Source organism: Microbulbifer maximicatervae (SeqCode), from assembly GCF_052467815.1.
On the sequence record NZ_CP174326.1, the window covers coordinates 4052987 to 4073153 of the forward strand.

Below are 20167 nucleotides of genomic sequence, written 5' to 3' on the forward strand. Positions count from 1 at the left end.
GTACCCTGTATGAGTGAGTTTGACTACATCATTGTCGGCGCCGGCTCTGCCGGTTGCGTTCTGGCCAACCGCCTGTCTGCCCAGGAAGATAAAAAAGTCCTCCTGGTAGAGACAGGAGGTAGCGATCGCAGCATCTTTATCCAGATGCCCACCGCGCTGTCCATCCCCATGAATACTGAGAAGTACGCCTGGCAGTTTACGACTGAACCGGAGCCCCACTTGGACAACCGCAGTATGCACTGCCCCAGGGGCAAGGTACTCGGTGGTTCCTCCTCGATTAACGGGATGGTGTACGTGCGCGGGCACGCTAAAGACTTTGATGAGTGGGCACAGCACGGCGCTGAAGGCTGGGATTACGCCCACTGCCTGCCCTACTTTAAACGCTCTGAGACCTGGGCTTTCGGCGGTGACGATTACCGTGGTGACGAAGGCCCACTGGGGGTCAATAACGGCAATGAAATGGCCAACCCCCTTTATGGAGCCTTTATCGAAGCTGGCAAGGAAGCTGGCTACGACTACACCGCAGATTACAATGGTGAGCAGCAAGAGGGCTTTGGCCCCATGCATATGACGGTAAAAGATGGTAAGCGTTGGTCTACCGCCAACGCTTACCTAAAACCGGCAATGCAGCGCCCCAATTTGACGGTATTGACCCACGCCACTGTGCATAAGGTGATTCTGGAAGGTAAACGGGCAGTCGGAATCAAACTTGAACGCAGGGGAAAGACCCTGGAATTCAAGGCGCGGCAGGAAGTCATCCTCAGCGCAGGTCCCATCGGCTCCCCTCACCTTCTTCAGCTCTCCGGAATCGGAGATCCAGACACTCTGGCAGAAGCCGGTATCGAACTCCAACACGAACTCCCCGGCGTCGGCCAAAACTTGCAGGACCATCTGGAGTTCTATTTCCAGTTCCGCTGCAACCAACCGATTTCCCTGAATGGCAAGCTCGATCCGTGGAATAAATTCCTGATCGGCGCTCGTTGGATACTGAAGAAGGATGGTCTCGGAGCCACCAACCATTTCGAGTCCTGCGGTTTTATTCGCTCCAAAGAAAATGTGGAGTGGCCGGACCTGCAATATCACTTCCTGCCAGCAGCCATGCGCTATGACGGCCGCGAAGCATTCGATGGCCACGGCTTCCAGGTGCATATTGGGCACAACAAGCCCAAGAGTCGCGGCAGGGTCAAAGTAGTGAGCAGTGATCCCAAGCAATCCCCTTCAATCCTGTTCAACTATTTGCAGGAGAAAGAGGACATCGAGGGTTTCCGTGCTTGTGTGCGACTGACTCGCGAGATTATCAATCAGCCAGCTTTCGACGAATACCGAGGCGATGAAATCCAGCCCGGCACCGATATCCAGACTGATGAACAAATTGACGCTTTCGTACGGGAATCCGTCGAGAGTGCTTACCACCCATCCTGCTCCTGCAAGATGGGCACTGATGCAATGGCAGTGGTAGACCCGGAAACCCGTGTACACGGATTGCAGGGCTTGAGAGTTGTAGATTCCTCCATCTTTCCGACCATTCCCAACGGCAACCTGAATGCGCCCACCATTATGGTGGCGGAGCGGGCTGCTGACCTGATTTTAGGGCACCCAGTATTGGCGCCCTCCGAGGCACCGGTAGCGACCAAGGCTACCAGCACTCAGCGACCTGGCCGCCCTGCGCGCTCAGTTAGCTGATTTTTCGTCGGCGCTCTGGCAGAGATTTGACTGCCCCCTTCAACTGCGACGGGGATACTCAAATCTCGCACAGCAATGCCCTCTGGGGGCGCCGGCATACCAATAACTAGCTGGAGACTCAGCATGACAGCTTGGCTTTCTGCGGGATTATTGTTTACCTTCACGGCAATAATTTTCTCGCTGATTAAATGGGGAAATGTGAAGATGGTCGGGGTGACCCCGGTTAAAACCTTCACTTTTATAGCGATCCTTTTCACCTCCGGCCTCGATGTAGGCCTTATCATGTTCCCCCTCACCGAGTTCGGTGGCTACGCAGACCTAACCGCAAACCCAGAATACGGCTTCACCAACGCACTCGCGATTGAGTTTGGTTTTTGGGCCTTCCTGATCTGGGGCTTCTACTTCCTCACCTGTTTTTACTTCTGCATTATCGAACCCAAAGTTAAATTCTTTGAGATAGGCCTGGTAAAACTAATCAACAATGTAGTGATTATCGGAACCTGTGCCTTTACCGCCTACTTGTTGCTCAGCAACCTGCCCTGGTACCTGCCGCAAGTTGGCGATGGTGAAACTATTGTTGGCACCTTCTACCTGATCGTCTTTGCAGTGATCGCCGCTGCGGTCTACTCATCCACCAGCCTGCGCTATGTACGCTTCCTCAGCCTGGCGACTACCTGGATGTTTATTGGCCTGATCGCGGTAATGTGGGTAGGCGCCTTTACTGGTGAGAACGGCAGCGTTGGAGACTTTGCTTCCACCTTTGCACTGCTCGGCGGTTACTTCGGCAATATCCACCAGTTCGCACTGCCATTAAATGACTACCACGAGTTCTACCTGTTCTGGTGGTTTGCCTGGAGCATTATGATTGGCCAGTTTACCTCCCGCTTTGTGGGCGGCCTGCGTACTTACCAAGTGCTGGCGGCGATGCTGATCTTCCCATCCATCCCCATCGCGCTCTGGTTCACCGTGCTCTACTACTACTCCAGCCAAGGCCTGGATACCAGTGGCTTCTACAACCTGGCCATGGTCATTGTGGGCATTACCTTCGTGATCAACTCGCTGGACTCCCTGATTCGCCTGTACACCGACAACCTGGGTATGACTGTTGCGCGCCTGGGCAAGTGGAAATACTTCGCCCTGAACCTGGTTGCGATGAGCCTGCTCACCCTGCTGTTCAAGCTCAACTTCCTGCAAATCCAGTGGATCGGCGCCCTGGTAATTGGCATTTTCTTCTGCTGCCTGGGTTACATCCTGGTGAAGCGCTTCAGGGCGGTAGCAACTATCGATTCCTCGCCTAAAGAAAACAAGATCGACTTTAACAAGATCGAACTGGCGAGCTAACTGTTGAAATCCCTCGTCTAGTTTGGCGGGGGCTACAAAATATAAATAAGTGGTAATTGAACAATGAAATCAACTTTGAAACTTTCTGCACTGACCTGCGCTTCCTTGCTGGTACTTGCCCAGCAATCCCAAGCGGAGTTGTCCTCTACTGTAAACCTGACTACTGACTACACTTTTAACGGTGTCAGCCAGACTCAAAACGACCCAGCACTGCAAGCCAGTCTGGACTACGGCTTTGATAACGGCTGGTATATCGGCACCTGGGCTTCCAACGTAGACTTCGGTGGCGATGACGATACCAACTTGGAGTGGGATTACTACGCTGGTAAGTTTATGCAGCTCACTGACAAAGTGAGCCTGGATACAGGTATTGCCTACTACACCTATCATGGTGATAGCGCTTCTGATGAAGGCAATTATCCAGAAGCCTATGCCAAATTAGGCTACAGCTCTAACCTGGGCGAATCAGAAGTTAATGGCTGGTACAGCTGGGACTACTTTGGTGGTGGCGGTAGCCACTACATTATGATGCTGGCGCACACCTTTGAGTTTGCAGAGGGGCACAATGTTCGCTTCAGTGTCGACCGCTCTACCTCCACCAATTTGGACAATTGGGACTGGGACACTAAAAAATCGTACAACCACTACCGAGTGGAGTATATGACCTCCCTGGAAGGCTTTGATTTCAATATTGCCGCCGAGAATACTAATCTTGACTGGGGCATTGCTGACGAGCGAGTTGTCTTCTCTGTTGCACGCACTTTTAGTCTTTAAACTATAAGTGCAGCTGGGGCCTAAAAAGCCCCAGCATATCTTACTAGCCTGCTCTCAGGGTGCTTCTTCTTTCCCTCTCCGGCTAATCTTCTTTACAGATTTCATCACAACTTGCCCTGATGCAGTATTTCCACTCCAAGCACCTTCCCTAGCCGCCCCTTCCAAAACAATTTCCCTTTCAAGGGTAACAGGGTGCAAATTCAAGTCATGCCGAGCAACTTTAACCATTGAGATACACAGCAAGAGGGCAATTAGCAACAAAGGAACACCGGCGATAATACTTGCCGCCTGCAGTGCTTCCAGTCCGCCAATAAGCAACAAGGCAATAGGCATTACTGCCAGCGCGAAGGCCCAGAAAATTCGATTCCACCGAAGCGGCTCGCCATGGACCTCTTTCTGCACAACTGCGGCAAGAATATGAGATATGGAGTCAAAAGTAATGACCGTAAAAACCAGCGCGATCAGCGTATACAGCAGCACAACTAACTGGCTCGCCGGCAACTTATCTAAAACGGCAAAGATCACGGTATTGGCCCCCTGCTGATTCAGTATTTGTACTAAGTCCAGCTCACCCGAAAAATGCAAGTAAACACCGTAGTTGCCTAGCACCATAAAAAACAAGAAGCAGCCAAAAGTTCCAAAAAATAGTGCCCCAAGAATCATCGCCTTGATAGTCCGCCCTCCGGAGATACGCGCAATAAATAAGCCAATACTCGGAGCAAAAACCAACCACCAAGCCCAATAGAAGACGGTCCAGTCCTGGGGGAAGCGAGTATTGGGGAACTGTTTAAAATGAGAGAAGGACTCAGTCCAAGTGGCCATTTGCAAGAAGTTATGCAGCGCTCTACCCAGTGAATCCAACCCACTATTGAGCATAAATAATGTTGGTCCCGCGATAAACACGAAGAGCAGCAAGACGAGTGAGAGAAAAATTGTAAAGTTTGATAGGACACTAAGGCCGCGCTTTACGCCGACAAGAGCACAGTAACCAAATAATAGCGCACAAAATATCAGTGCCCCAACCTGAAATCCCACCCCAGTAGGAACCCCAAATAGCTTATGCAATCCCAAAGTAATCAGCGGCGCTGCAATACCAAGCCGTGTAGCCGCGCCCCCCAGCATGCCAAATACCAGGGAAGTATCGATAAGCTTACCAATAGGTCCACTCACTCTACGCTCGCCCAATACTGGCGCAAGCGCAAGGCTCAGCTTCAGAACCTTGCGTTTACGCACATAGTAGTAATAGGCAATTGGCAGTGCGGGGATTAGATAGATAGACCAAGCCAGTGGTCCCCAATGAAAGATACCGTAGGAAACCGCCCAGCGCGCAGCTTCCGCAGAGTTTGCCTGAACCTGGAATGGCGGCTGTTGATAGTAGTAAATCCATTCAACCATCGACCAATATAAAATAGAGGCGCCAATACCGGAAGAAAACAACATGGCAGCCCAGGATAGAGTTGAGAATTCGGGGCCCTCTTTCCCCCCTCCCAACTTTATCCTGCCAATATCACTAAAGGCGATATACAGCACAAATAACATCGCACCTAGGCCTAGCAGGAGATAAAAGACCCCCAACTTCTCTGTCACCAGATCTTTAGCTGCCAATAACCATAAAGAACCCGCCTCGGGAAAGAGGATCAAGGGCACTGTCACCACTAGTAGCAATGCAAAAGAGCCCCAAAAGGTGGGCTTGTCTATGAGATCCTTTGTTCCCTTATTCAACAAGGGTTCCTTCTGAAAAGATGTTCTTACAAAACGGGAAGGAGTTGGGAGCTAAATCAATTACAGTCTGGCTATTTTTTGACCAGACGGAACAAAGTTGCTGAAACTAAAGACGCCAATCTTTAAGGCGAGCACTGCACTGCCATTTACCAACCGCTGGCATGACGTGATTAGCATCCTTTTGAGTGCTGATTTAACAGGCCAAATGCAATTCAAGTGTGAACAGGATGTGCATACTCAAATACTATTTGAAACGGGGCTTTCCCAAAGGAATACCGAGAAGCGATATGTATAAGAAGGCTATCGCCGCCATTGTGGGCCTGGCGCTATTTGCATGCACCAAGGACAAGGATAGGAATATCAATGTTAATGATTTTGAACCTGAACCAAAGATAGGGATTTACGACATTTCCCAAGAAGACTGTGAGCTGATGAAGCTCCGGCAGGTTCTTCGGAACAACTCCCCTATTGGCTGTGAAAGGCTGAAAAGAGTCGTCTTCAACTATACGCCTCTCTTAGATCCCCCTGCTCAGGATAATGTTGGCATCGAAGCTGATCTATACCGCAGAGGCGCTGTTGTTGTACTTGATATCGTTGCCGAGAACGTCCTGTCTCTATTTGGCGAGATCTACCGATCTCGCTTTCCAATACAGTCAGCCATTCCTGTCGAATATTTTACTCTGCAAGAGCGAATGGCAGATGATCGAAACAACACGCTGGCTTTTGATTCCCGGCCTATTACTGGCGGAAGCAGATGGTCTGAGCACGCTTATGGTGTTGCTATTGATATTAACCCCCTACAAAATCCCTACCTGTATATTGATAAACACACCCGAGCCAAAGTAATCCCTAAGGATGCAACAGAAGGATATTTAAACCGGGCAAAGTTTCGCCCGGGAAAGCCAACCCGTATGGGGATGTCTGAAGATGTAACCACAATCTTTGCCAGGCATGGCTTCGCTGTCTGGGGTGGAGACTGGAATGTCCCGATTGATTATATGCACTTCCAGGTTGGTTCCCGTCAATTCATTAACCGCCTTGTAACTTTGCCAAAGGAAAGAGCAAAACAACTATTTGACCGATATACCGAGCAATTGAATCGCTGTTTTGAGGAGAGCAACTCGATAAAAAACGCTACTCACCTCAGAAAACATTGTGTCGATAAAGTGGTGTCAGAATTTGATGGAGAGCAGGAATGAAAACGGCCTCCTCCTGCTGCCCAACTGTTAAAGTCGAGATGGATGGCTTCCCGGATCACCCTCTATATGGGGCTTGTCATCGTGGGAGACACCGTGTTCCGATTGGGTTGGAACGTCCCAGTTGCCCTCTTCCGTCCACGGATCATCCTCTGGGAACTCTTCAATATAGATTTCCTTCTCTTCGTAGCTCGGCTGGTAGCGCAAGTCATAGTGAGCGGCTTTCACAATCGATATGCACAGCAGTAAAGCAACAATTAAAAGCGGCACGCCACCGATCACGCTGGCAGTTTGCAGCGTATCCAGGCCGCCCAAAAACAGCAGCGTTATCGGCATCAGTGAAAGCGCAAATGCCCAGAACAGGCGGTTCCATCTAGCCGGCTCTTCATCGACCTCTTTCTGCACAACAGCAGCAAGAATGTATGAGATGGAATCGAATGTAGTTGCAGTAAAGATGAGGGCGAGCACCGTATACACCAGAATCACCAGCTTACTGCCGGGAAGTGTCTTGAGCGTGGCAAAAATTGCAGCAGTTGCGCCCTGTTCATTTAGCATCCCCACCACATCCAGCTCACCGGAAAACTGTAAGTAGACGCCGTAATTCCCCAGCACCATAAAGAACAGGAAACAGCCTAAGGTGCCATAAAAAATGGAGCCAACCACCATGGTCTTAATGGTTCTCCCCCGCGAGATACGGGCAATAAATAAGCCGACACTCGGAGCAAAAACCAACCACCACGCCCAGTAGAAGATGGTCCAGTCTTGGGGGAAATGGGTGTCAGGAAACTGCTCAAACTCTGCAAATGGCTCAGTCCAGGCGGCCATATGGAAGATGTTATCCAAAACACGACCGAGGGCATCCAAGCCGGTGTTCAACATAAATAAAGTGGGGCCAACCAGGAAAACAAACAGAAGCAGCACAATAGACAACCACATATTCAGGTTGGAAAGTGCGCGGATACCCTTCTTAAGCCCAACAAAAGCGCTATAGCCGAAGATTGCCGTGCATATCATCAGCACTACAACCTGGGTTCCCAGTCCGGTGGGCACGCCCAAGAGTTCATGAGCCCCCTGAGTGATCAGCGGCGCGGCTATCCCCAGGGTCGTAGCGCCACCGCCCAACATGCCAAAGATAAACAGCACGTCGATCAACTTACCAATTCCACCTTGGGCACGCTGCTCCCCCAAAACGGGCATCAGCGCCTCACTAATTTTCAGTACGCTGTGATTTCTAACGTAGTAGAAGTAGGCAATTGGCAGAGCGGGAATCAGGTAGATGGACCACGCCAGCGGGCCCCAGTGAAAAATACCGTAGGCAACAGCCCAGCGCGCAGCTTCGGGTGTGCCTCCTTCAACCTGGAAAGGTGGGGTTTGGTAATAGTAGATCCACTCGACCATAGACCAATAGAGAATCGATGCACCGATGCCGGCACAAAACAGCATTGATGCCCAGGAAATGGTGGAGAACTCAGGGTTTTCTTCAGCTGTTCCCAGCTTGATCTGGCCGATATCACTAAACACGATATAGACCATAAAGAGAATTGCCCCGACACCCAGTGCCAGATAGAAAACCCCCAGCTTGTCAGTAACGAAACCTTTAGCGGCTAAAACCCAGGCGGCACCAACTTCGGGGAACAGAACCAGTGGGATTGTCACTGCCAACAGCAGCGCCAGTGAACCAAAAAAAGTGGGTTTATCGATGATTTCTCTGAAATGATTGGACAACACTTGCCTCCCAAATGCCTTGTGAACCGCGGCAAATAAAAGCAAGGGGGACTTTATATAAGGAACTTTATTATGCGGTGTTAGTGAGTAGGACTTATATAAGGATAGGTAGATCAACTACAGCTAAATTTGCTCTTACTTATCTTTAATAGTACCAGCTAGTCAAAGTATTTCAATTTGACAGTTGTCACATCTGTTTAGATGCGACAACCAATTGAACTGGGGCTATCAACTGACGACGGCCCCAACCTGCCGGGTTCTGAACTACTGCTTACCCAAAGATTTTTCCAGTTGAGCAAACTGTCCTTGCAGCATTGCCTTCTCCTGTAGAAGGATACGATTCTCGTCTGACAAGGTCTCTATCCGGTCTTTCGTAGCACCCAGTTCCGCATCCAGTCTTTCCAGAGATACTTGCTGAAGCTGAATTTCTTTCGCCTGTCCTACACCGCTGCTCTGGAGGCGGGCAACCTCATCCTGTAGTCGTGTAATTTCAGAAGATTGGGATTCAGAGCTTGCTGCCTGCTCTTCAGCCTGCCGCTTGTAGTTTGCCGCTTCGGCTTGAGCGGCGCCTATATTTTCACGCAACTCCTGCTTTTCCCGATTGAGCTCAGTAATTAATGCCTGCCCCTGTTTGTACAGGAGATCCTGCTCAGAAATCCTCTGTTCCGCCAACCCAAGTTGCTCCGTCAGTGAGGTCACCTGCCCCTTAAGTTGCTCACTGGAAGATCGAAACTGATCTCGCTCGTGCTGCCGGTCTGTAGCTGTTCGTTGCTGGAAGTGCTCAAAGTGCTCGCGCACATCGCGATTCTCCTGCTTCATCTCTTCAATTGAGGCCTTCTGCTCCTCAACTCGAGCCGAGGCCTGCTCCAATTGAAACTCACTTTTTTCCAGTTCTGACTGAGTTTCACCCAGGGTAACTTTGAGGCGGCGCTTCTCACCTTCAGAAGCTGAAAGCTTCTGCTCCAGCTCGCGAATCAATGCGGTTTGCTTGCTACTGGTCTCTTGAGCTTCATTTAGTCTCTCTGTTATCTCCAGCTCTTTAGCCTCAAATTCCTGCTGAACCTGCTCCACTCTTTGGCCTGCATCGCCCTGGATACGCTGATGAAGCCCTTTCAGTGCCTCCACCAAATCTTTAGGCAAGCCGCTGACATCAGTGCTGCTGGAACTCTCGCTTTTCCACCGTTTTAGAAGCGGCGCAATTGTACTTTTACTCCCAGTCCCCAGATAAGCGCGCACCCTATCAACTGTCGGTTCCTCCCCCCGGGCCTTAATCGCCTTTGCTGCTTCAAAAATGTCCAGATAGGTGACCCCTGTGCGCGCCATTAGCCTTTCCTCAGATTATTTTGTACTAAATTACGTATTACGTAATAATACATAATATATAAAAATAAACCAATTCTTGAATTAACCCATCTAACCTTCGATAATGATTCTTATCGAAGGTTATAAAAGTAAGGGAATCCCCCTTTAACGTACCCTCAGTACAAATAGTGGTTTCCGGGTGACGCAGAATTCATGAGAAAACAGCCCCTAGCCTCAACCAAAATCCAACCTCAGTTCCAGCTCAGCAGTACATCTAGCGGGGCTGGAGCACTTCTGACTGAGGGTGACATTCAGAAGTACCTGCGAGCAGCGACTTCAGACAGCACTCGCAAAGCCTATCGGTCTGCCATTCGCCAGTTCGAGAAATGGGGAGGCCGACTCCCCACCGATAGCCATTCACTGGTTAGCTATTTATTGAGTCGGGCCGAGCAATTGAACCCACGCACCCTGGATTTGCACTTAACCGCTATAGGCCAGTGGCACCTTTATCAAGGCATTTCCAACCCAGTCGCTGAGCCGCTAGTACAGAAAACCATGCGCGGTATTCGCCGCACCCACGGAAAGCCCAAGCAAAAAGCCAAGGCGCTGAGCCTCGAACACATTGCGGCCCTTACCCGACAGTTGCGCTCTCAACCAGACTCCAAGAAGAAGGCCCGTGACTTGGCATTGGTGCTGGTAGGTTTCTTCGGTGCCTTCCGGCGCAGTGAGCTGGTGTCGATCCAGGTAGAAGACTTGATATGGGAGGAGGAAGGCTTGATCATTCGCCTGCCCAAATCAAAAACAGATCAAAGTGGTCAGGGAATGATGCGCGCCCTTCCCTACGGCACCCCTGAAATCTGTCCCGCACGAGCACTTAAGTCCTGGCTAGACGTTAGTGGCATTAGAGCTGGGCCAGTATTTCGGTCAGTCAATCGCTGGGATACGGCGCAAAGTCGACAGCTAAACCCCACAGCTATCAACGATCTACTGAAAAATCTCGGGGAAGCCTGCGGTTTTGACTTTGTTGCCGAACTCAGCAGCCACAGCTTTCGCCGAGGCCTGTCTACTTCTGCTGCGCGAGAAAAAGTTGGCTTTGAGCTGATCAAGAAGCAAGGTGGGTGGAAGAGTGATGCCACTGTCTGGGAGTATATTGAGGAGGGGCAACAGTTTACCGACAACGCCTCAGCTATCTTGATGAAGAAGATGTCGGAACTACTATCTTAAGAAGTTGGTATTGACCTGCTGGCAAGTCCCGCCTTTCAGGCGGGCAGTATATGTGCGGAAGTATTCAGCCTGGCTGCTGGGTGCTTGTTACGGCACAAACTTAACAAGTGTGTGATTTTCGCCTTCAAGTTCATTTTCTATGATGCTGGAAATTACCTCCCAATCTCCACCGGCAAGCCCCGCACCTATTAGAGGATACCCAATCCTCTTCCCCGGAAAATCTTTCTTAACTTTGGTGAATACACTGCGTATAGCCTCATAATCCGCCATTACCCCCTTACCTCTCCAGTGAAACTGAGTGTAAGCATTGACGACCGTAAAGCTGGCCTCTAACTGTGGTATGTAAGCACTTGAATAGGTGCCCAGTTTAAGTCGTGAGCCTTTTTCTGTACCCAAGTCTGCTGCGTAAGCTTCAGGGAAAAGCTTCTTGATAGTTAAGGCTATCCCCTTTCCCATTTGGCACTGGCAATTACACCCATGGACAATTACATCAAAATGGCCCTCAAGTGCCATTTTGATCAAATCACCTTCTACTACGTTCATCCGCGACCTCTGGAAATCTAAAACGCCTCAATAACCCTTGGCTCGTATTCAGTGAGCTAAGGTGCAAGCTATCTAGCGCAATTGCAAACCCTCTTGATTGATTATTGCTCTCAACTAAAGGCGGTCTCAAATCTTGGCTTATAGGTAGAAGCATGCTTGTTGATAGACTTAAAGCATCGGATGTGACAGAAAAATCGTTGTATATCTAGCTTTTCCGTAGACTGATCGACATTGGCTACAAGGGAACCTCTGAATAATTCCAAGCCAATTTGGTAGTATTCAGTAATCCGTCAAGACTACGATAGATTATGCACCAAGTCACCTTTGCCGAAGCAGAATATAAGCTAAAGCGCCGTATAACTCGCCGAGAGCAGTTTCTTTCTAAAATGGAAGCCCTCATCCCATGGCAACGACTAGAGGCTCAGATCACTCCTTGCTATCCACAAGCCAAACGTGGCCGACAGCCATATCCATTGAGTGTCATGCTCCGTATTCATTGCATGCAGCTATTTTATAATCTCAGTGATCCCGCTATGGAGGATGCACTGTATGAAATTGAATCCATGCGTAGTTTTGCTGGATTGACTTTGAGTGGCCCAATTCCCGATGAAACAACGATTCTTAACTTTCGCCACTTATTGGAGCTCAATCAGCTAGGTGCAGCTCTTTTTGATGAAATCAACAAGCATCTTGCTGAGAATGGCATGGTACTGCGTGAAGGCACGATTGTAGATGCCACTATTATCTCTGCGCCAACTTCAACCAAGAATAAAAAGAAAAAACGTGATCCAGAAATGCATCAAACAAAGAAAGGCAATCAGTGGCATTTTGGAATGAAAATGCATATCGGGGTTGATGATGTGCTCGGAGTAATACATAGCATAGATACAACAGCAGCCAATTCGCATGATGTCACAACCACAGAGCGAGTTCTCCACGGGGAGGAGAAAAGAATCTGGGGAGACTCTGGGTACATTGGTGCGGAGAAACGTGAAGAGTTGAAAGAGCGGGAGGCAGATTGGTACATAGCAATGAAGCCGAGTAAGCTAAAAACTCTTCCAGGGCGTGATGCACTCCGTAAAGCGGAAAAAATCAAGGCGCAGATAAGAGCAAAGGTCGAGCACCCCTTTCGATACATAAAACGGGTATTTGGTTATGACAAGGTCCGCTATCGGGGACTGGTAAAAAATACTGAGAGGCTGTGCTTACTGGCAGGCTTTACCAACTTATTAATAGGGAGAAAATACTTGGCCACCTAGGGGTGGTGCGCCTGAAATCCGCCAACTGGGGATTTTAGGTGAAAAATTAGGGGGCTATTACGCGAAAATTAAGCGTTTTGCGTCGAAAAGTGAATTTTTCAAAAAAATCAGCTTAATTCTAGAAAAATGCTTCATTGATCAGAGGTTCCCAAGATCTACTGCACAAGGATCAAGTCCCCCTTGATTTTCAATATGCTTCCCGCACAAAAAGCACTGATAACTTTTGTTATCTCTCATAAATGAATAACTTTTACATTTGTAATACTAACTTACCCTACGCTCTTCGTACGATTAGATAAATCATACTTTATTAGCGCCGCTTTCAGGTGTTTTGCAGACTTAGATGTTTCATTCAAAAACCACAAGACTTCACAAACAAGAAAGAAGAATGCGATTCCAATTAAAAGATAGTCTTTCTTCACTATCCCATAGATTGCTGCCGCACAAAGTGGAAATATATAAGGCCAGTATGCAATCAAAGTTCGCTTCAGCCTCGGATCTTCAGCAATGCATTGAGCAACAACAGCTCTCTCTTCTGGGGTCAATTTCACAGCTAATCTCTTGATATTCTTGTAAGACGGCGATTGCTTCTATCCGTGTAGCAAGCTCGCCCCCACGAAACCTTATATGTTATTTTCAAGCGCATCTGGCCAGACTGCGACGCATTGTCGATAATCCATTACCTTATATTCTTTAGTCAAATACACACAATTTTCACCATCAACTGATACAAACCTCTCCCCTTCAGGTAATACATATATCGGGAGCAGCTCTACAATATACCCTTGATCCGTTGAGCGGGCATTGTACACTATTTGCTCCGCAGCTTTCTTGTGACTAACTTGTTTGTAGTAAAATTGGCGAGCCCTATCAACTGCCATAGCCAACTTGGGCGTTACAATGTAATCCTTGCTAGGTATCCACTCTTGAAGTGCTTCCAGCTCTTGGGGCAAACACATCAAAGCAAAGTAAAATGCTGTACGCTTCATTTAAATACCTGGAGGCTCAAAAATACATGTAATAGATTGTTTTTCACACATTTATCACAAACCTCTTAGTAGTTTTACTTTTCTATAGAGATTAAAAGCCATATAGCCAACACTTCAAACGAGCAAGGCAGGCCAGAGGGTTGAGCCACAACCCTGCAGGCAGGTGACTGATATTTGCACCATCACTGCTGACCCAACTACCTACTCTGAATTGAGTTATTTCTATAGTCATGCCAGTATCGAGTAAAATTGCCACATCAGAAACTGTAACTATAAATTGATAAAGTAAGCCCTATTATTTGAAAGACTAATTGTTCTTTAGAATGACTCACTCTTGATACTTATAATGCTCCCATAACAGCCGACCTAAGCAAACTCAAAGTACTCTACTGTAGTTAATTGGCTGGATATGCCTCCCTATACCGCAGGCCAATTGCAGAGTACACATATTCAGGCTTACCGCGCTCTCGCAGGTATTTCTCAACCTTTTTATAGGGGACCAGTAAAGATATGTCATCGCGATCTATTAGAGCAGCATACCACCCGATTTCCGTCACTTGAATGACGACACATGATAAGCCCGGGTTAACAAACTTCATGTAACGGCCACTTTGATATCCCCAGCCATGTAATAGCTGAACAATTACTACATCAGGATTAGCTTGATCACCTGACACCTCTAAAATCTTAACCACCGCCAAGTTTTTATCATTAGCAATATCTTTGTAGTTTAAGCCAGTTTCCGGATAAATATATTGAAATTCACCGTAAGGCGTTGTAGGTGGAATAATTGTTGGCGGTGGGTAATCACAAGCCAGTGTCTTCGGCACCGCCAAAATCAATAAAGATAAAGTTAGACCATATTTCATATTTGTACCCCACAAAGCTCCTACAAGCGGCAGTCTTGCTGGGAGTGCGCTTTCGTCTATAAAGTAGCGATAGTTGATAAACTTGCTAAGTGTTCTATACACCAAGCTTAACATGCCATCACCTGCACCTAGATTATAAACACCACCCAGCATGGGCTTGAGCCTCTCTGGGTGCGGCACTCCCCCTGCTTGCTTCATACGAACAAAATCAACGATACCTCAAGAGAAAGGCAAACTAAAAAGGTTCGCCTGGGGCTGGAAACGTAAGTGTTGGCTAATTAGTAAGCGATACGAGCATCATTATTGCCTGATGATTATGGCAAATGAATATACTGGGCTACAAAACCGACGATAACACCAGCACCTTTACTGCTTGCTATGGGTCTCATTGAAGATTGATTCCCAATCCCGATCAAAGGTCTCGGGTATCGATGAGGATGACCTCCGAAAGAACAGAACCCCAACGTGAGCTTCATGACCCTGCCCTGCAGAATGATCAGCTGTAACCTCTTCAATAAAGCCGCGCATAGTGCCACTGCCATCTAAAGTCAAATTTGTAACGCTCTCATCGGATACATCAACAGCTACCAACTCGATTCTATTACCACTCTTCATATAGGCAAAGATACCGATATCCTTGGCAATAGTGGCCTCATTCACCGTCTCTTCAACAGCAGTCAGCTGGTGTTTAACATTCGGTTTCTTCGTTACCTCAAGATAGCGACCGCCACCGCCCACCCCCGTTTGTTTGAGGACCTTAAAAGTTCGGCAAATCTGCCCCTTTTCTAAGGTAAAGGCGTCTGAGCTATGCTCGTAAAAAATAAACGACTCACCTTCAATCGCACACCAGACCCCTTCCAGGGAATCTTTGGCTTCCGATTGGGCATTGGCGTGAGTAGCAATAAGAGTCAGAAGCACTGAGAGCAACAGAAGTGATAGCTGATTGATTATTTTCATGGTGACTTCCAAGATGGTAGTCAGTCAAATATAGGCGCAGCTTTACGGTTAGATAATCTCGAGGCAAGCCGAATCACGCCAATAGTAACGATCCCCAGCGGATCCTGGATGAATAAGTCGAAGTCTGGTATCCACAAGTTGTGCAGACTAACAATGTGTCGCAGATCTATTTTGATGAAGTTCAACCCGCCCCTCTTTGAAATCACGGGATTAGAACTCAGGCTATTATCTAAGTGGTGGCAAGGAGGCCCAAAATGACGACGTTAAATCAGAAGCAAATTGAAGACTGCAAGTCTAGCGCGTCGGACTTCTCCGACCTCAAGGCGCTATTCCTCAACTGCACACTAAAGCCAACACCTGAACTCTCCCATACAGACGGCCTAATTCGCATATCCAGAGAAATCATGGAGCGAAACAAAGTCTCAGTTGAGGTATTACGCCCCGTTGATCACGATATCGCTTTTGGTGTTTACCCGGATATGACAGAGCATGGCTGGGACACTGATGAGTGGCCACTGCTCTATCACCGGGTTGAAGACGCAGATATCCTGGTTATTACCACGCCGATCTGGTTGGGAGAGAAATCCTCTATCTGTACCCAAACTATAGAAAGGCTCTATGCGAACTCAGCTGACCTGAACTCCAAAGGCCAGTACGCATACTATGGCCGGGTGGGCGGTTGCCTTATCACCGGCAATGAAGATGGCGCAAAGCACTGCGCCATGAATATTCTCTACTCTCTGCAACACCTTGGCTATGTTATCCCTCCCCAGGCAGATGCGGCATGGGTGGGAGAAGCTGGCCCCGGCCCCTCGTATCTTGACCCCGGTTCCGGTGGTCCACAAAACGACTTTACCAATCGCAACACCACCTTTATGACCTGGAACCTGATGCATATGGCGCGAATGATAAAAGAAGCTGGGGGCATTCCCGCCCACGGCAACCAGCGCTCCGCCTGGGATGCCGGCTGTAAGCCCGACTTTCCTAACCCTGATTATCGATAGAAACATCCTGCATTTTTAACTTTATAGAGCTAAGCAGCCTAAATTTGTTGCTGTTTGGCTAAGTCTATCCGTATTTACAAAATCCTATTTACAAGGTGTAGCACCAGGGATAAATTCCCGCCTTCTTTGCTCCCATTAACACCCACCTGACCGGCATAGCACTCTTACCTCCATAAAGGGGTGCTAGGCGTTGCCATATGAATTGGTGGTCCAGTAATTCCTGTGAGGTCCCTGTCCCGAATGAAACCAGAGTTCTTAGCGCATATCCTGGATAGCAAATTATTTATCACTATATGCCTGATCTCAGTAGTGATGTTATTACGTGGTCTGCTCACGCTAGTAATAGCACGAAGTAGTTGGCAAAAAGCGGATAAGCGCCGCCGTATAAATACCGTACATAACCTTGGCAACTTGTTGTTGGTTGTTGGCCTGATGGCAATTTGGGTAAGCGAACTCCGGGACTTTGCCCTATCCATTGCCGCTTTCTCTGTGGCAATTGTATTGGCACTTAGAGAGGGGGTGCAGTGCCTCGTTGGTGGCTTGTATCAGGCAAACATGCGCTCGTTTACTGTGGGAGACTGGATTAAAGTCGGCAATCAATTTGGTGAAGTCACCGATAGTGACTGGCTAAGCACCACCCTTTTAGAAATCGATCCTCACGGTTTGGGCAACGGCTATACAGGAACAACTCTGTACATCCCTAACAATGCCTTCTTTACCCAACCAGTAAAGAACCTGAACTTTATGCGCCGGTATATCGAGCATACCTTTTCGATTACCCGGGAAAGCAAAGGAATGAATCCATTTGAAGCCAAGAAGTTTATCTCTGAGCGACTTAAAGAACACTGCGAGTCCTTCCGTGAAGTTGCCGAACGCTACTGCAACCTGATTGAGAACCGCATGGGCGTTGAGCTCTCGGGACCGGATGCCAAAGTCTGTATCACGACCAATGAGCTCGGCCACGATGTAACCACGGTAACCGTATTTTGCCCCCGAGAGGAAGCCACCAATATCGAACAGTTGGTGACTGAAGACTTCTATAACTTTTGGTTCGAGAAGACCAAGGACGTGGAGTCTAAAGCTTAACGCAGTCGTATTAAAGGGTATCGGCGATTGAAGCCGCTAGCAGTTCTGCATTGCTAGCGGCTCTTGTATGAATTTGTGCCGTTAACTTTCCCCATCAACCCGGAAGTTGGCAACCTCCCAGGCGCGCTCACGGATAACCCGGGCATTATCTTCAAGGTTGGAGGTGCCTGTAGGGTCTCCATCTATTGTGATATCCGGGTTGGACCACTGCTGAATTCTGGGGCCGCCTCGATCCGATGGGCAATTGTAGGCCATCACACTCCTCCAAGTTGAAGGGGTGGTATTGCAGTAGCCGTGGCCATATTCAAACGGCTCCATATTCGAATCACTGTAGATAATATGTCGGGCTCCCAGCAGGTGGCCAATTTCATGGGCAAAGCTGAAGTACCCCGTTGCACACCCTTCCCTTGCGAAAGCAAAAGCTGTTGATTCCGACGCGTAGATCATCTTAGCCAATCCACATGATCCGCTGTACAAATCATTGCCGGTTAAAACAATCATTACATCTGCACTATACAAGTCTCTTAGTTCGTATAGCTCTTTGGTTTCTGGGTATGCGTCATTCGAAAAGTACTCGCGGTCCACATAGAAGCTACCGCTTTCTGCATAGCTGGTTCTATAAGCGTGAACAATTTCTACCGAGGTATCGACTTCACTATTGGCAAATGAAACATTGGTTTCCTCTTCCAACAAATCCATGTAAGCGGGTACATCACCGGCATCTGCCTCAAAAGCATCGGTATAAGCGACTATAACGGTTATTTTTCCACCAGAGTCAGTAGTCGCAATTCCTGAGGTTGTGTTTAGCGCACCAACCTTGGAAGTAAAATCCATCTCTTCGAAGTAGTTACTATCATGGTCGACAAGTGAATTGTCTGGAACCTCAGCGATTGTAACCGCACCTTTTCCGGCAGGTCTCACTTTGTAGAGCCTACCTTCAGATTGTATTGAGCCAACAATTCTACCGTTGTTCTCGGCTAAGGTAATAAACCCTTTTCCATCCTCGGAAAATGCAGATAATGAAGCCCTATTTTTTGTTGATCGAATATTTTGCAAGGTAAACCGTTGCTTGCCGAGCTCACTGGAAACCTCAAGGGTACTACCGGGCTTCAAGCTAAAAATCTTATTATTTAAACTTTTTTTAGCTTTATGTGAGATTAGATTTGATCTACTTTCACTCATGGAAGATTCAAAAACAACATGCACATTTTCTTCTGAATGAGCGCCAAATGTAGAAAATAGCAACACGAAAGGCGCAAGAACTTTAAAGCTTTTCACAGACATACTCCCTGTATCTGCTTCTCGGAAAATCAATTTAGAAAGATCCGCACTAAAGATGAAAATAAATCTGTTAATGCAGCCTTTCAAAGGCTGAATAGAAATATTTATTGAAATCCGCAGTGCGCGGCTACTCTATATGATTTTTAACTAAAAAAATATTCTTACGCCTACCAATAATTTAACTTCGCAAATTTTTGACAAGTTACTATCTGAAGAGCAGATAACTTTTTGGAAAATTAAATTCAAATGGGAGCTTAATCACAATCCTTTAAATGGAAACTGAAAATATTTTACTTAACCACTCAATAAATGCTCTAACCCTGGGAGATAAAAAGCGATTCTGGGTGAACACAACCGATACCGGCTCGCTGGGCGGGCGAAAATTGGGCAATATTTCAACTAAATTTCCAGCATCCAACTCTTTTTCTACATGAAACTTTGGAAACTGAGCTAATCCGAGCCCCCGCTTAACGCCATCCAAGTAACTCTCTGTCCCGGTTACCGTCAATTGCGCCGAAACTTGCAACGTCTCTACCCTATCGCCAAGACAAAAAGAGAGCGGCGTAGACTTCCCAGTCGTTATAGAGCGAAGCGCTACAACACGGTGACCATTCAGTTGCTCCAAAGAGCTTGGGTGGCCGTAGTGTTCCAGGTATTGCGGCGATGCGCATGTAAGCCGTTCCAGCATGGTTAAACGCCTGGCAATCAGCTCACTATCCGCCAAGTGTCCATAGCGAATAGCACAGTCGACCCCTTCTTGGACTAAGTCCACCCATCGATCCCCCTCACTCATTACCAAAGAAATGTCAGGATACTGGGCAAAAAATTGGGGGAGTTGCGGCACAACAAAATGACGGGCAATAGTTCCTTGTACATCTACCCGCACCTCACCGCTTGGCAATAAACCTGTAAATGCCCCTTCTGCCTCCTCTACGTCCGCAAGTATTGAAATACAGCGCTGATAATACAGTTCCCCATCCAGTGTTGCCCTGACCTTGCGAGTCGATCGCTGCAACAACCTGACTCCCAGCCGTTTCTCTAGCCGGTTGATCACCTGAGTCGATGTCGACCTCGGAATCCCAAGGTCAGTAGAAGCGGCTGTAAAACTGCCCCGCTCCACAATCCGCACGTACAAGCGCATCGCATCCAGCTTATCCATATCGCCCTATTGTTTGGTTATTTGGAATAATAGGTTCTATTTTAGCCGGATTA

General features: G+C 48.0%; 18 protein-coding genes. 8 read left to right on the plus strand and 10 right to left on the minus strand.

Going from position 1 to position 20167, the window contains the following annotated elements; translation table 11 throughout:
- Window positions 1-9 precede the first annotated feature (9 nt).
- The 3 genes from betA (at window position 10) to ACJJIW_RS17610 (ending at window position 3798) form a co-directional block, all read left to right on the plus strand.
- On the plus strand, window positions 10-1683 hold the full coding sequence (gene betA / locus ACJJIW_RS17600) for a choline dehydrogenase (protein WP_282932780.1): 1674 nt from the start codon (window positions 10-12) through the stop codon (window positions 1681-1683).
- A 123-nt stretch (window positions 1684-1806) separates the two neighbouring features.
- Window positions 1807-3024: a BCCT family transporter gene (locus tag ACJJIW_RS17605; RefSeq protein WP_413665768.1), complete on the plus strand. Its 1218-nt coding sequence runs from the start codon at window positions 1807-1809 to the stop codon at window positions 3022-3024.
- A 63-nt stretch (window positions 3025-3087) separates the two neighbouring features.
- Window positions 3088-3798, plus strand: coding sequence for a TorF family putative porin (locus tag ACJJIW_RS17610; RefSeq protein WP_444893862.1), 711 nt, complete (start codon window positions 3088-3090; stop codon window positions 3796-3798).
- A gap of 54 nt (window positions 3799-3852) precedes the next feature.
- Here the strand turns inward: ACJJIW_RS17610 and ACJJIW_RS17615 are convergent, their stop codons facing one another.
- The gene (locus ACJJIW_RS17615; RefSeq protein WP_444935915.1) at window positions 3853-5520 is read right to left on the minus strand and encodes a BCCT family transporter; all 1668 of its coding nucleotides are present in this window, start codon (window positions 5518-5520) and stop codon (window positions 3853-3855) included.
- A 287-nt stretch (window positions 5521-5807) separates the two neighbouring features.
- Between ACJJIW_RS17615 and ACJJIW_RS17620 the strand changes: the two genes are divergently transcribed.
- Window positions 5808-6719 carry a M15 family metallopeptidase gene (locus ACJJIW_RS17620; protein ID WP_444935916.1) on the plus strand — a complete coding sequence of 304 codons (912 nt, stop codon included), beginning with the start codon at window positions 5808-5810 and terminating at the stop codon, window positions 6717-6719.
- Window positions 6720-6746: 27 nt separating this feature from the next.
- Here ACJJIW_RS17620 and ACJJIW_RS17625 read toward each other — a convergent pair whose 3' ends face one another.
- Entirely contained in the window at window positions 6747-8441 is a 1695-nt protein-coding gene (locus ACJJIW_RS17625; RefSeq protein WP_444935917.1) for a BCCT family transporter, read from the minus strand.
- 264 nt (window positions 8442-8705) lie between these two features.
- A complete protein-coding gene (locus ACJJIW_RS17630) occupies window positions 8706-9764 on the minus strand; it encodes a DNA-binding protein (protein ID WP_444935918.1) in 1059 nt (352 codons plus the stop codon).
- A 192-nt stretch (window positions 9765-9956) separates the two neighbouring features.
- Here ACJJIW_RS17630 and ACJJIW_RS17635 point away from each other — a divergent pair, with 192 nt between their 5' ends.
- Entirely contained in the window at window positions 9957-10967 is a 1011-nt protein-coding gene (locus ACJJIW_RS17635; RefSeq protein WP_444935919.1) for a tyrosine-type recombinase/integrase, read from the plus strand.
- Window positions 10968-11054: 87 nt separating this feature from the next.
- Here ACJJIW_RS17635 and ACJJIW_RS17640 read toward each other — a convergent pair whose 3' ends face one another.
- Window positions 11055-11510, minus strand: coding sequence for a macro domain-containing protein (locus ACJJIW_RS17640; protein ID WP_444935920.1), 456 nt, complete (start codon window positions 11508-11510; stop codon window positions 11055-11057).
- A 308-nt stretch (window positions 11511-11818) separates the two neighbouring features.
- Here ACJJIW_RS17640 and ACJJIW_RS17645 point away from each other — a divergent pair, with 308 nt between their 5' ends.
- Window positions 11819-12769, plus strand: coding sequence for an IS5 family transposase (locus ACJJIW_RS17645; RefSeq protein ID WP_444935921.1), 951 nt, complete (start codon window positions 11819-11821; stop codon window positions 12767-12769).
- Window positions 12770-13038: 269 nt separating this feature from the next.
- On the opposite strand, the gene ACJJIW_RS17650 is transcribed toward ACJJIW_RS17645, so the two are convergent.
- The 4 genes from ACJJIW_RS17650 to ACJJIW_RS17665 all read right to left on the minus strand — a co-directional run bounded on the left by ACJJIW_RS17650 (window position 13039) and on the right by ACJJIW_RS17665 (window position 15584).
- Window positions 13039-13320, minus strand: a complete 282-nt coding sequence (locus ACJJIW_RS17650; RefSeq protein ID WP_444935922.1) for a hypothetical protein — start codon at window positions 13318-13320, stop codon at window positions 13039-13041.
- Between the two features lie 72 nt (window positions 13321-13392).
- The gene (locus ACJJIW_RS17655; protein WP_444935923.1) at window positions 13393-13758 is read right to left on the minus strand and encodes a hypothetical protein; all 366 of its coding nucleotides are present in this window, start codon (window positions 13756-13758) and stop codon (window positions 13393-13395) included.
- Between the two features lie 395 nt (window positions 13759-14153).
- Window positions 14154-14825, minus strand: coding sequence for a hypothetical protein (locus ACJJIW_RS17660; protein WP_444935924.1), 672 nt, complete (start codon window positions 14823-14825; stop codon window positions 14154-14156).
- 168 nt (window positions 14826-14993) lie between these two features.
- A complete protein-coding gene (locus ACJJIW_RS17665; RefSeq protein ID WP_444935925.1) occupies window positions 14994-15584 on the minus strand; it encodes a hypothetical protein in 591 nt (196 codons plus the stop codon).
- Window positions 15585-15838: 254 nt separating this feature from the next.
- Here ACJJIW_RS17665 and ACJJIW_RS17670 point away from each other — a divergent pair, with 254 nt between their 5' ends.
- Both ACJJIW_RS17670 and ACJJIW_RS17675 read left to right on the plus strand, forming a co-directional pair.
- Window positions 15839-16588, plus strand: coding sequence for a flavodoxin family protein (locus ACJJIW_RS17670; RefSeq protein WP_282932768.1), 750 nt, complete (start codon window positions 15839-15841; stop codon window positions 16586-16588).
- A gap of 240 nt (window positions 16589-16828) precedes the next feature.
- Window positions 16829-17674, plus strand: a complete 846-nt coding sequence (locus tag ACJJIW_RS17675; protein WP_444893851.1) for a mechanosensitive ion channel family protein — start codon at window positions 16829-16831, stop codon at window positions 17672-17674.
- Between the two features lie 81 nt (window positions 17675-17755).
- Here the strand turns inward: ACJJIW_RS17675 and ACJJIW_RS17680 are convergent, their stop codons facing one another.
- Together ACJJIW_RS17680 and ACJJIW_RS17685 are read right to left on the minus strand one after the other, a co-directional pair.
- Window positions 17756-18952: a M12 family metallo-peptidase gene (locus ACJJIW_RS17680; protein ID WP_444935926.1), complete on the minus strand. Its 1197-nt coding sequence runs from the start codon at window positions 18950-18952 to the stop codon at window positions 17756-17758.
- 271 nt (window positions 18953-19223) lie between these two features.
- A complete protein-coding gene (locus tag ACJJIW_RS17685; protein ID WP_444935927.1) occupies window positions 19224-20114 on the minus strand; it encodes a LysR family transcriptional regulator in 891 nt (296 codons plus the stop codon).
- Window positions 20115-20167 lie beyond the last annotated feature (53 nt).